This window comes from Kurthia sp. Dielmo (assembly GCF_000307285.2).
GTDB classification, from domain to species: domain Bacteria; phylum Bacillota; class Bacilli; order Bacillales_A; family Planococcaceae; genus Kurthia; species Kurthia populi.
In genome coordinates, this window is the sequence record NZ_HE578958.1 from 371,550 (window position 1) to 384,500 (window position 12,951).

Sequence of the window (12,951 nt, forward strand, 5' to 3'; positions counted from 1 at the left end):
AAATGGAAAAGGATGTAAGCAAATGAATACGAAAGTTGAAAAAAGTGATTTGTTTTTCCTACAAGATAATCGTCTATCGCTTGCAGCTAAAGGCTTATTAATGTATTTACTCGTTAATCCCGAAGAGCGGTATGCTAATTGTGAGAATTGGTTATTGGATTCTAATAATACAGCAGATGAAATGGAAACGATTTTTTGTGAACTTGTGCGTTTTGACTATATTTTAGTGAAAGAAAATCATTTAAAATTATCCTTTCTTAGCGAAAAGTATGAGGAAGTAAAAATCTAATTATTAATTATGAAAGCAAGGTAAGTAATTACTTGCTTTTTTATTTTGAGCGATTTAAAATAGAGTTGTAAGTAAATACTAACTTTTTTTAAAGGGAGCGATTTTTATGTCATATAAAAACGTAACAATAGCAGGTAGCGGTGTTTTAGGTAGTCAAATTGCATTCCAAACAGCTTTCTTCGGTTTTAATGTAACCGTTTATGATATTAATGATGCGGCAATCGAGCATGCAAAACAATTATTTGCAAAACATAAAGAAACATATGCAGCTTATTTCAAGGATGAGGCGCGTGCACAGCAAGCATTTGAAAGCTTAAACTATTCAACTGATTTAGCTGAGGCGGTAAAAGATGCCGACTTAATCGTAGAAGCCGTACCAGAACGTATGGATATTAAAAAAGGTTTCTACGAACAATTAGCGCAAGTAGCACCAGAAAAAACAGTCTTTGCATCAAATTCATCAACAATGCTTCCAAGTCAATTTGCAGAATTTACAGGACGTCCTGAAAAATTCTTAGCACTACACTTTGCAAATGAAATTTGGCATAATAACACGGCTGAAATTATGGGGCACCCAGGAACAGATGCACAATATGCAGAGCAAGTAGTCGAATTTGCACGTGAAATTGGCATGATTCCATTCCATCTTCATAAAGAACAACCAGGCTATATTTTAAATTCATTATTAGTGCCATTTTTAGATGCAGGAATGCAGTTATGGGCAAAAGGCGTAGCAGATCCTGAAACAATTGATAAAAACTGGATGATTGCGACAGGTGCACCACGTGGACCATTTGCTATTTTAGATGTTGTAGGCATGGAAACACCTTATAATTTAAACTTAGCAAAAGCTGCAGCAGGTATTCCAGGTACAAAGGAAATTGCTGAAAAATTAAAAACGGAATACATTGATCAAGGTAAAATGGGTATTAATGCAGGAGAAGGATTTTATAAATATCCAAATCCGTCTTATGCAGCACCAGATTTCTTAAAAAAATAAATGTATACAAAAAAAGCAGGAATCGCCTAATTTGCGGTTCCTGCTTTTTATTCATTAAAATTCATATTTTTCACGACTTGTTGATTTCGCTGGAAGTAATAGAGAAATTAAGCCAAGGAAGATAATAAATCCTACAAACGTAAACATATTAAAGTAAATGCTTGTTGAATAGGCATTAATCATTGAAAAGAAGACTTCATTTTGTTGGCTATTTAATGCATTTTTTAATTGGAATGCATCTCTTATCGTACGGAAAAAAACAACGATTGATAAGACACCATAAAGTACAGTCAAGATGATACGTGTACGCGGACTGAAAATGCGATGAAAGTCACGAAGTAATAATACGGCGACAACCGCAAAATAGACAATGAAAATAAAGCCTAATTGAAAGTAAAAGCCATTGTATAAGCCATCTGCATTCGCTTTATATAAATCAATATCAAAATCTGGTGTTAATACGTTCATACTTGCCCAGACAAAGATGGTCGCCAATCCTGTGAAAAACATGGTGATGTATAAAATTAGTTTCAAAATACGACCCTCCATTCTGCTTTGCTTCTATAGTATAACAAAAACAATTATGTATTTTTAGGCATTTTCAAAAAGAATTTGTGGAATAGAATAACTGAGGTGATAATTATGAATTTAACAAATGGTCATTTATTTTGGCCGACGACAACGGCACCACTTACCGTTCCTAAGATAAAACCAAAAGCACACTATGATGTCATTATTATCGGCGCTGGTATGAGTGGTGCATTATGTGCCTATGAGCTGACGAAACAAGGCTACGACGTCTTATCCATCGATAAACGTCATATAGCAGAAGGTAGCACAAGTGCAAATACAGGATTACTTCAGTATAGCAATGACATTATGCTAGTTGATTTGGCGGAACAAATTGGTGAAGAAGATGCCGTTTTGTTTTATCGATTATGTGAACAAGCCATGCAAGATTTAACGACGCTTGCAACGTCACTTTCTCGTAACACAGATTATATTGAACGCCCTAGTATTTATTACGCTTCAACGGCTGAAGATGTTCCACGTTTGCAAAAAAATTATACATTATTAAAAAAGCATGGTTTTGAGGTAGCCTATTTAGATCGACAGGCGCTCGCTAACGAGATGCCATTTGAAAAAGAAGCCGCTTTAAAAACATATGGCGATGCAGAAGTAAACCCAGTGAAGTTTGTACAGGCATTATTTTCAGATGCCAAGCATGATATCGTCGAAGAATGCGAGGTAACTGCTACTTATTCGGAGGAAACCCAGGTGCGTGTTGAGACGTCTAAAGGAACGTTTCATGCCAAGCACGTCATTCACACGACAGGCTATGAAACGCCAGTTGTTGGAAAACGGATTGGGGCAGCAATTCATCGTTCATATGTCGTTGTGACGGAGCCTATTAATGAGCAGCTATGGCAGGACGAGGCGCTTATTTGGGAAACGGCACACCCGTATTTATATATTCGAACGACGGTTGATAACCGCTTAATTATAGGAGGGCTTGATGAGGATATTGCAGTGCCTCCGACAGATAAAGCCATTCAACAGCATGCTGAAAAGCTTTTAAAAGAGGCAAGGGAATTGTTTCCGTCATATGACTTAAAAGCGGCGTATGCATACGGTGCTACATTTGGTGAATCGTATGATAACTTACCGTTTATTGGCGAACATCCAACGAAAAAACGTCAATATTATTTATTAGGCTATGGTGGTAATGGCACTGTTTATTCGATGATGGGTGCAAAAATGATAACGTCCTTCATTAAAGGAAAAGAGCCTGTCGGTGCTCATATCGTACGATTATCACGTACAAATGGCGTGCGATAAAAATATTGTAGTATATTATAAAAAGTTGTTAAACGACTGTAATATCCTTGTTAATAATGATATATAAATGATATTTCTTGCTTGAAAAGTAGTGTTATTGTTAGAAAAATACCATTTCATTTCGGTATATACTTATTATTGCAACAGAATGTTCTTTGTGTAAAAACGAAATTACAGGTATACTACAAGAGGAAATGGAGTGAAACTTATGCAAAAAATGATGCTTTTAACGGCAGTAACCGTTGCAATGTTAGCAGCTTGTGGCAACACGTCCGATAGTTCTAGCGCTGACAATGAGCAAGCACCAGTGACTCAAACAGCCGAGGAATCTTCAAGTGCGTCTACTACAAAATCGGAGGATGCACAGTCTGAAGCGGATGAGAAGCAAGAAGAGTCCACAACATCCGATAGCAAGGATAGTAGTGCATCAGAGAAAGAAGCTGTAGCGGATACATCTTCAGAAGAGGAAAAGACTACTAAAGAAGAAACGAAAGAAACAGCAACAACGGAAGAAGAGGAAGTCGAAACTGTCAGTGGTGAAACAGCTACAGAAACAGTGAAAGCCGATTTAACAAAACCATTAAGCTTAAACGAAGATGCAACAGATGATTCAATCGTTATTTACGATATGAACGATGAACAATTTATTACAACACGTGTAGATTATTCATATGCTGCAGAAGGTTCTCAAACGAAAAAAATCTTAATGACCTTATATGATCGCTATTATACGACATACTTCAATAATTACGCTGTATCAAAAGATGAGAAAAAAATCATTCTTGATTTTAATGGTCAAGGAATGTTAGAAAATAATTTTGTTTATACAAATGAAAACTATGTAGAAATCATTACCTCATTATTTGCGAATTTCCCTAAGCTTGAAACCATTCAATTTAAAGTAGATGGTCAAGTAACAGAACTTGATAACTTTACGGAAACATCACGCGCTGATTGGAAGAAAATGCTTGAGCAAAATGATTACACATACAATGTTGTAGAAAATTAATAACTTATGGATAAAGTGTGGAGCCGTTACAAAGAGTTTGTGACAGCACCACGCTTTTTTTAATTCATTTTAAATGAACCGCTGCTTTTGTACAGCTTGCTATTTATAATAGTAGTAATAATGTATGAATGGAGAGATAAAGATGTCTACGAAACAAATGTTAATCGGAATGTTTGTTATGGCCATTGTGACCTTTGTAGCCGTTTATTTAACTGCTATTTTTGAAAATGTTTGGATTTGGGGCGTCTGGTTCATGCTGATGGTGTTGTTGGTCGCGTGGACTACCTTTATCAAACCAAAATGGAAAAAATCATCACAATCGTAGAGAATGGAAACGTGAGGATTCTCTTTAATGAAAGCCAAAATCGTTGTGATTTTGGCTTTTTCTTATAGAAGAAAATAAAATAATGAAAAGAATTACGTTATACTTGTGAGAAGGAGTGATTAACATGCGATTACTAATTGCAGAAGATGAAGTATTAATGCAGGAACTATTAACGCTGCATTTAAGCCCAGAGTATGATGTCACAATCGCTAAGGACGGGGCAGAAGCGCTTGAGAAAATTAATTTAGAAACATTTGATGCAATTTTATTAGATATTATGCTGCCGTATGTAGACGGCTTTACGTTATGTGCAGAAGTACGTCGTATGGGGCAGACACCGATTTTAATGCTAACAGCTCGCACAGAGGTAGAGGACCGCGTACGTGGCCTCGAGCTTGGTGCAGATGATTATTTAGTGAAGCCATTTGATTTTGCAGAATTGAAGGCGCGTATTCATGCATTAATCCGCCGTGCGACCATGCAGGAGGAGAAGGATGAATCGATTATCCAATATGGCTCATTTAAAATGGATATTCAGTCCTTCAGTGTACAGGTCGATGGTCAAAAAATTGACTTTACAGTAAAAGAGTTTGAATTGTTGAAGCAGCTTGCTTTAGCACCGAATCAAGTATTTACGCGTGATGATTTGCTGCATTTATTATGGGATGAGGAACATGAGCGAGACGGACGCGCAATTGATTCGCATGTAAAAAATGTACGTTATAAAATGAAAAAAATCGGTGCGCGCACAAAGCTAATTAAAACGGTTTGGGGTCTTGGCTATCAATTTGATATGCCAGAAGATGCGCATGTTTAATCGTGTCGGTTTTAAATGGGGCGCACTTATTATGGCACTCTTCTTTATTATTTTAGTGCCGCTCGCCGTGCTAATTGATCGTATTTTTGCGAATGTTTATACCGATTATGTAGATGCCTCTGTTGAGAAAGCGGCGACACGAGCTGTTATGCAACTTGAAAAAGAGGATAAGCTAGAGCCGGAACGCATTAATTTAATGCTCAGCTTAAGTGACGATGCCATTATCGTATTCGATAAAAACGGCAAAATTTTATCCCGCTCGGCTTATGAGTTTTTTGAGCAAGATACCATTGACTCGCAGTGGCGAAAACCGCTTGAAGCCGGACAAAAATCTTATACAGGAAGCCGTACCGAAAATGCTACTGGCGCGCGCTTTCATTATGTAGGAAAACCTTTACTAAAAGATGGCGAATATAATGGTGGGGTCCTAGTCATGTCAAATGTCACAAGCTGGTATGAAACGATGAGCCAGATTCGTTATTGGACGCTACGCGGTATTTTAATGGCGATTTTATTAGCGCTTGTGTATACGATTTTAGTGTCGTGGAAATTATCGCGTCCACTTGTTGATATGACCGAGGCTACGCGTAAAATTGCCAAAGGGCAGGATACGAAGGTCACGGTTACGAGTAAGGATGAGCTTGGCATTCTCGGTGAGTCCATTAATGATTTAAGTGTGGAGTTAAATAACTACCGAAAAAACCGAAGTGAACTACTGGCGAATATTTCACATGAGCTACGGACGCCCGTATCGTACTTACAAGGCTATGCACAACTTATTGAAAATGGACAGTATCGCTCTGAGGAAGAGTTAAAAAAATATGCGCATATTATTGATCAGGAATCTGTGCGTTTATCTAAATTAATTCAAGATGTTTTTGACCTATCAAAAATGGAAGAAGGCATGATGACATTTTATAAACAAGCAGTTGATATTGAAGAATTACTAGAAGATGCCGCAGACAAAGTTCGTTTAAAGGCACATCAAAAAAATCTAGCCTTAGAGGTTGCGATTCAAGGGCCGCTTCAAGACATAGAAACAGACGGTATGCGCTTTGAGCAAATCATTATTAATTTACTGCAAAACGCGGTTAACTATACGCCGCAGGGAACGATTACACTGCGTGCATTTGAGCAAAAATCTACACTAATTATTGAAATAACTGATACAGGTGTTGGTATTCCAGCAGAGGATATTCCCTTTATTTTTGACCGCTTCCACCGGGTTGAAAAATCACGTGTTCGCGATAAGGGTGGCACAGGCCTTGGCCTAGCGATTGTTAAAGCGTTAACGGAAGCATTAGATGGCGCTATTACAGTCGAAAGTAAGGAAAATATCGGTACTACCTTTAGATTGTCATTTCCCATTCATACTTTTTCCACAAATAGCTAGTATGATAATAATATAAACTCATGTGACTCCACCCCCGGATGCCATGGATAGAAAAACACGCACCTACGTCAGGAATAGGTGCGTGTTTTTTTGTTTAAAATAAATATTTTCTTTTTAAGTTTTTTATCAGAAAGAACAGCTAAAGAAAGTGATAAAAGCTTTTTATTGAAATATAAAATTATACAAACGACTTTTCTAGCACTTAAATCGTTTGAAGGGGTGTAGGGAGAACGTTGTCAATTATTCATTATCGTGCTATACTGCTTTTTAATCACATACAAAAAGATGCTAGGAGTGCTGATGTTGTCAGCCGAGAAATTCACGTAATGAATTAATCCTTGAACCTGATCTAGTTTGTACTAGCGTAGGAAAGCGTTGATTGATTCATATGATCACGTCCCATGCCGGTAATCTAGGCATGGGACGTTTTTTAATTTTTGACCACTAGGGGTGCTATAAAAAGCTGAGATGAGACCCTTATGACTTGTATTAGGTAATGCTGACGCAAGGAAGTGGGTTCTATTTAGCGATGCATGTAGAGCCACTTCCTGCGGGAGATGGCTTTTTTTGTTGTGATAAAGGAGGAGCAAAGAATGGTTGTTAGGATGGAGCATGTGCATTTTTCGTATGGTCAGAAAGTAATTTTAAATGGCTTAAACCTGCACGTAGAAGCGGGTGAATTTGTTAGTATCGTTGGGGCAAGTGGTTGCGGTAAGAGCACCGTATTTCGTTTGTTGCTAGGACTTGAAAATCCACAGCAAGGGAGGATAAAAAAACATGGAAAAATAGGTTATATGCCACAGCACCATCAGCTTATGCCCTGGCGAACAGCACTTGATAATGCGATTTTACCGTTAGAATGTCAAGGCGTGAAAAAGGCGAAAGCACGTAAGCAAGCGCAGCAGCTTTTTATACGCTTTGGATTAGCTGGCTATGAAGATAAGAAGCCATACGAATTATCAGGTGGTATGCAACAACGCGTAAGCTTGATACGAGCTCTTTTAACAGGAGCCGACGTATTATTATTAGATGAACCATTCAGCGCACTGGATGCTCTTACCCGTAATGATTTACAGAAATGGTTAAAGGACATTGTCCACTTAGAACAGAAAACGGTTATTTTTATTACACATGATATTGAGGAGGCATTATTTTTATCAGATCGTATTTTTGTAGCGACAAAAAAACCACTTACCGCATTTGAATGTATGGACTCGACAGTATCAAAAGCGTATATCTATGAAAAAATTGGTGGTGCGATGCGATGAAAAAAATAGTACCGCCTTTCTTGTTAATGGCGCTACTGCTCATTAGTTGGGAAGTAATTGCACGTGTTCTTGCATCGCCGTATATTTTGCCGTCCCCACTTCAAATTCTTAAGAAAATATGGTTACTTCGTGAACCACTGTTAACGATTCATTTGCCGGCGACATTAACGATCATTGGAATCGGGTTGCTGATTTCCCTTGTATTAGGTGTGGTCCTTGCATTAGTAATGGATGCCAGTACGTGGTTCGAGCGGGCTTTTTATCCACTTCTTGTCATCTCACAAACGATTCCAACGACTGCCCTTGCCCCCATTTTTGTGCTGTGGTTTGGTTATAGTATTTGGAGTAAAGTACTTGTGACGGTCTTAATTGCTTTTTTTCCCATTACAATGAATACTTTTGAGGGTTTACGCAGTGTGAAAAAAGGACAGTTTGAGCTTCTACAAACATTTGGAGCAAGTCGTTGGCAACAGTTTTGGAAATTAAAGGTCCCGGCTGCCTTACCATCATTCTTTACAGGTCTTAAAATTGCGGTGCCTTTAACTGTAATCGGAGCGGCAATCGGTGAGTGGCTTGGAGCGCAAGCAGGTCTTGGCTATTTTAGTAAACGTATGATGACACAAATGGATGGTGCAGGTGTATTCGCCCCTATTGTTGTGTTATCGCTAATGGCGGTTATTTTTGCGGCCATTCTTGCGGGTGTGGAGAAAAAATATATGGGTTGGAGGAAAGAATAATGAAAAAAATGTTGCTAGTATATGTATGCTGCATTTGTATGACAGTATTAAGTGCATGTGGAAGCAGTGATAAAAAAACAACGGCTGATGGACTACAAGAGGTAACACTCGTACTGGATTGGTATCCTAATGCAGTTCATAGCTTTATTTATGCTGCGGAGGAAAAAGGCTATTTTAAGGAAGAGGGAATTCATTTAAATATTCAATATCCTCAAAACGTGACGGATCCACTTACCTTGACTGCTGCTGGTAAAGCAACGGTAGGAATTTATTATCAGCAAGATATCGTGCGAGCGCGTGCAAATGAAGGAATTCCGGTAAAGTCAATTGGCCCCATTGTACGCGAGCCGTTAAACCATATTATTGTTCTTGATAAAGAAAAACGATTCAATCACCTAAAGATTTAGAAGGAAAAACAATTGGCTATGCGGGAAGTGACTTAAGTGAAGCGTATGTACAATCGATGGTAAAAGCCGATGGTGGGGACCCAAAGAAAGTGACAATGCAAGATGTGGGGTTTGACCTCGTACCAGCCCTGATTACTAATAAAGTGGATGCGCTTAGTGGCGCGCTGATTAATCATGAAGTGCCCGTAATGGAAGAGAAGGGGTTTCCGACACGTACGTTTAACCCCGCGGATTATGGGGTGCCAAATTATTATGAACTGTTATTTGTATCAGGCGACAAGACAATTGAAGAAAATCCTGAACTACTAAAGGCGTTTCTACGTGCCTCTGAGAAAGGATATGCTTACATGAAGAAGCATCCACAACAAGCGCTAGAAATCTTAATGGCAAAACAAGATGAAGCAAATTTCCCGTTATCATCTAAAGTAGAAAAGAAAAGCTTACAAATACTGATGGCGACGATGGAACGAAAGGGCAGCAAGTTCTTATCTGATGATGCAAATGCCTGGCAAAAACAAATTGAATGGATGAGTAAACAGCATATGATTACGACAAAACCGCAGCCAAATGATTTGTTTGTGGAGTTAATGAAATAATCATTTATTTTCGAAAAAAGCCGGAATAAAGGATTCCGTCTTTTTTTGATTGCAAAAGGGTATGAAGTAGTAAAAAAAGAGGTGAAAGCCTATGCAACTATCGACAACGCGACTCTGGTTACGTGAAATCACGTTTCATGATACAGTAGCAATTCATCAGTACGCGTCATGAGAGGAAGTGTCACATGATCAGCCATGGGGACCAAATTCACTCGAAGAAACGACGCAATTTGTTGCAGAAGTAGTAGCGGATGCAGCAGAGCATAAACGGGTATGGTATTGTTTAGCAGTAGAATATGACGGCCAACTTATCGGCGCGGGGGAGCTATGGATTACAGACTGGTACAATGAATGCGCAGAAATCGGCTATGTATTGCATCCCGCTTATTGGGGACAAGGCTTTGCGACTGAAATGGCAAATGTGCTACTAGCATTCGGCTTTGAACAGCTAGGTATGCATCGAATTTTTGCTACTTGTGACCCTAAAAATATTGCTTCTTTTAGCGTCTAGAAAAGGCCGGTTTTCAATCAGAGGGACGAATTCGCGACCATCTACGTATAAATGGTGGGTGGCGTGATTCACTTATTTACAGTATGTTGCGCGATGAATGGCAGGTAATGGTGTATGAATACGAATAAAAAAATACCTCATTCGTCTAAAATGACGAATGAGGTATTTTAAGTTGCATTTATTTTAAGCCTTCTTGATGTGTTGCGCGATATTTCGCAAGGTCACCAGATATCCCAGGTGTTGTTAAACCGTATGGGCTAAGGATTTTGTCGATTTCTTCCGGTGTGAAGTGACCGTATTCAACACATAGCTCACGTACAGATTTACCTGTTGCAAGTGCTTCACGTGCGATACGAGAAGACGATTCGTAACCGATATATGGTGATACAGCTGTAATAATACCAATGCTGTTTTCAACATAAGCAAGTAAACGTTCTTTGTTTGCTTTGATATCTTTTAGGCAGTATTCTGTAAATACTTCAAATACATTGTCCATAATTTGTAGTGATTGTAGTAGGTTATAAACAAGTACAGGTTCCATCACGTTTAATTCAAATTGACCCGCTTCAGAAGCCATTGAAATCGTTAAATCATTTCCTGCTACTTGGAATGCTACTTGGTTCATTACTTCAAGCATTACAGGGTTTACTTTCCCTGGCATAATTGAAGATCCTGGTTGGCGTGCAGGTAAAATTAATTCACCTAGACCAGCAGTTGGGCCAGAAGCCATCATACGAATATCATTTGAGATTTTTGACATGTTTAGCATACACACTTTTAATACAGATGATACTTCTGTGTAAACATCGGTGTTTTGTGTACCATCGATTAAGTTTTGCGCTAATGCATATGGATAGCCTGTATTTTTGCGTAGGAAGTTAATCGCAAGCTCACGGTATTCTAAATCAGCATTTAAGCCTGTACCGATTGCCGTTGCACCAAGATTGACTGTTAATAAGCTTTCTTGTGCTTTTTTAATACGTGTAATATCACGACCAACAACTGCTGCATAGGCTTCAAATTCTTGGCCTAAACGAATTGGCACAGCGTCTTGTAAGTGTGTACGACCCATTTTGACAATATCATCAAATTCTAGTGATTTTGCGACAAATGTATCTTTCATTTTTTTCATTGTTTTGCCTAATTTTTGAATCATTGAATGTGCTGCAATGTGAATTGCTGTAGGGAATGCGTCATTTGTTGATTGTGCCATATTTACATGGTTGTTTGGGCTAATGATGTCGAAGCGACCTTTATCATAACCTAAAATTTCAAGAGCACGGTTAGCGATGACTTCATTTGTGTTCATATTAATTGAAGTACCGGCACCGCCTTGGATTGGATCCACAACAAATTGTTCGTGCCACTGCCCGTTAATAATTTCATCACATGCTTCAATCATTACGTCTGCAGTAGATGGTTTTAATTGATGTGTTGCTGCATTTGCTTGGGCAGCTGATTTTTTCACGATAGCCATTGCACGAATTAATTCAGGGTGAATCGTATACCCTGTAATTGGGAAGTTTGCTTTTGCGCGCATTGTTTGTACGCCATAGTAAGCTGTGTTTGGAATTTCTAATTCGCCTAAAAAGTCATGTTCTTTACGTGTATCCATAGTAGTGTGTCAAGCGAGTAACTCGCTGACTGTCACCTCTCTTTGTCATAGTAGTTATCATTGTCACATACTAAGTGTAACGCGTTTAGTTGTTAAAAACCGTGTTGTTTATGTAAAAGCTATTACAGTACTTAGGATGCATTTTTCTCTCACCATTACGCTAACGTTTTTTGGAAGCGTTATCAACTAATTCGCTTTAAAAAATTCACATTTTCGTAACTTATCTCATTCTGGCATAGTATTAATCTTTTTTCAAGATATATAAAGGAATTTCTACGTAAAAAAGCGAATTTAATACGAAAAGGGGGCTACAACATGAAATACGATGTCATTATTATTGGTGCAGGTCTTGCAGGTTTAGTGACAGCAACTGAATTGATCAATCGAGGAAAAACAGTTTTATTATTGGATCAAGAAGGCGAACAATCTTTAGGAGGCCAAGCTTTTTGGTCCTTTGGTGGCGTATTTTTAGTTGATTCACCTGAGCAAAAACGTCTAGGCGTAAAAGATAGCTTTGAGCTTGCTTGGAAGGACTGGCGCCATACAGCAGGATTTGATCGTGTTGAAGATGAGGATAGTTGGGCAATTCAATGGGCACATGCCTATGTTGAATTTGCGACACATAAAAAATATACGTATTTAAAGGAAAAAGGTGTACGCTTTTTCCCTGTAGTCGGCTGGGCTGAACGTGGGGCGATGCTACCGGGCGGCTATGGAAATTCCGTGCCGCGCTTTCATATTACATGGGGAACGGGGCCAGGACTTGTCGAGCCATTTAAAAAATCTGTGCTTGAAGCGAGAAATCGCGGGCAATTAACCTATCTAGCGAGGCACCAGGTGACGGAACTTATCATGACGGAGCAGGGTGTGTGCGGTGTTCGAGGGAATATTTTAGTGCAAGACACCGCGGAGCGTGGTAAAGCGACCTCTCGCGCAGTTGTACGGCCATTTTACTACGACGCGGATGCGGTTGTCATTGCATCTGGGGGCATTGGCGCGAATTTGGAGCTTGTACGTCAAAACTGGCCTGATCGACTTGGAAAAGCGCCTGAAACAATGATTGCCGGTGTGCCTAATTATGTAGATGGTAAAATGCTTGAGCTAGCAGAGAAGCATGGTGCGCGTTTCGTTAATAAAGACCGTAT

13 protein-coding genes, 1 pseudogene and 2 riboswitches are annotated in these 12,951 nt (G+C 39.0%); of the genes and pseudogenes, 12 read left to right on the top strand and 2 right to left on the bottom strand.

Annotated elements, in window-relative coordinates:
* Positions 1 to 22 precede the first annotated feature (22 nt).
* Both KTHG_RS10480 and KTHG_RS10485 read left to right on the top strand, forming a co-directional pair.
* On the top strand, positions 23 to 289 hold the full coding sequence (locus tag KTHG_RS10480) for a hypothetical protein (RefSeq protein WP_126989902.1): 267 nt from the start codon (positions 23 to 25) through the stop codon (positions 287 to 289).
* A 106-nt stretch (positions 290 to 395) separates the two neighbouring features.
* A complete protein-coding gene (locus KTHG_RS10485) occupies positions 396 to 1,289 on the top strand; it encodes a 3-hydroxyacyl-CoA dehydrogenase (protein WP_126989901.1) in 894 nt (297 codons plus the stop codon).
* A 54-nt stretch (positions 1,290 to 1,343) separates the two neighbouring features.
* Here KTHG_RS10485 and KTHG_RS10490 read toward each other — a convergent pair whose 3' ends face one another.
* Positions 1,344 to 1,823 (bottom strand): hypothetical protein, encoded by a 480-nt coding sequence (locus tag KTHG_RS10490; protein WP_126989900.1) that lies wholly within the window; start codon positions 1,821 to 1,823, stop codon positions 1,344 to 1,346.
* Positions 1,824 to 1,931: 108 nt separating this feature from the next.
* Between KTHG_RS10490 and KTHG_RS10495 the strand changes: the two genes are divergently transcribed.
* From KTHG_RS10495 to KTHG_RS21845, 9 genes and pseudogenes are all read left to right on the top strand, one after another.
* Complete coding sequence (locus tag KTHG_RS10495) at positions 1,932 to 3,128, top strand: NAD(P)/FAD-dependent oxidoreductase (RefSeq protein WP_139993400.1); 1,197 nt, start codon at positions 1,932 to 1,934, stop codon at positions 3,126 to 3,128.
* A gap of 199 nt (positions 3,129 to 3,327) precedes the next feature.
* Positions 3,328 to 4,137, top strand: a complete 810-nt coding sequence (locus tag KTHG_RS10500; RefSeq protein ID WP_139993402.1) for a hypothetical protein — start codon at positions 3,328 to 3,330, stop codon at positions 4,135 to 4,137.
* Between the two features lie 142 nt (positions 4,138 to 4,279).
* Positions 4,280 to 4,462 carry a hypothetical protein gene (locus tag KTHG_RS10505; RefSeq protein ID WP_139993404.1) on the top strand — a complete coding sequence of 61 codons (183 nt, stop codon included), beginning with the start codon at positions 4,280 to 4,282 and terminating at the stop codon, positions 4,460 to 4,462.
* A gap of 124 nt (positions 4,463 to 4,586) precedes the next feature.
* Positions 4,587 to 5,279: a response regulator transcription factor gene (locus tag KTHG_RS10510; protein WP_126989896.1), complete on the top strand. Its 693-nt coding sequence runs from the start codon at positions 4,587 to 4,589 to the stop codon at positions 5,277 to 5,279.
* Positions 5,272 to 6,672 carry a sensor histidine kinase gene (locus KTHG_RS10515; RefSeq protein WP_139993406.1) on the top strand — a complete coding sequence of 467 codons (1,401 nt, stop codon included), beginning with the start codon at positions 5,272 to 5,274 and terminating at the stop codon, positions 6,670 to 6,672. The genes KTHG_RS10510 and KTHG_RS10515 overlap by 8 nt, the downstream gene beginning before the upstream one ends.
* Positions 6,673 to 6,952: 280 nt before the next feature.
* Positions 6,953 to 7,060: riboswitch (TPP riboswitch) on the top strand.
* A gap of 48 nt (positions 7,061 to 7,108) precedes the next feature.
* Positions 7,109 to 7,200, top strand: a riboswitch (TPP riboswitch).
* 65 nt (positions 7,201 to 7,265) lie between these two features.
* Complete coding sequence (locus KTHG_RS10520; RefSeq protein WP_233600525.1) at positions 7,266 to 7,940, top strand: ABC transporter ATP-binding protein; 675 nt, start codon at positions 7,266 to 7,268, stop codon at positions 7,938 to 7,940.
* A complete protein-coding gene (locus tag KTHG_RS10525; RefSeq protein WP_139993408.1) occupies positions 7,937 to 8,677 on the top strand; it encodes an ABC transporter permease in 741 nt (246 codons plus the stop codon). The genes KTHG_RS10520 and KTHG_RS10525 overlap by 4 nt, the downstream gene beginning before the upstream one ends.
* Positions 8,677 to 9,680: pseudogene (locus KTHG_RS10530) on the top strand (ABC transporter substrate-binding protein). The gene KTHG_RS10525 and the pseudogene KTHG_RS10530 overlap by 1 nt, the downstream one beginning before the upstream one ends.
* A 178-nt stretch (positions 9,681 to 9,858) precedes the next feature.
* A complete protein-coding gene (locus tag KTHG_RS21845) occupies positions 9,859 to 10,191 on the top strand; it encodes a GNAT family N-acetyltransferase (RefSeq protein WP_255512432.1) in 333 nt (110 codons plus the stop codon).
* Positions 10,192 to 10,369: 178 nt separating this feature from the next.
* On the opposite strand, the gene KTHG_RS10540 is transcribed toward KTHG_RS21845, so the two are convergent.
* A complete protein-coding gene (locus KTHG_RS10540; RefSeq protein ID WP_126989892.1) occupies positions 10,370 to 11,806 on the bottom strand; it encodes an aspartate ammonia-lyase in 1,437 nt (478 codons plus the stop codon).
* A 315-nt stretch (positions 11,807 to 12,121) separates the two neighbouring features.
* Here KTHG_RS10540 and KTHG_RS10545 point away from each other — a divergent pair.
* Positions 12,122 to 12,951, top strand: an 830-nt coding sequence (locus KTHG_RS10545) for an FAD-dependent oxidoreductase (protein ID WP_139993618.1), incomplete at its 3' end; no start/stop codon positions are given.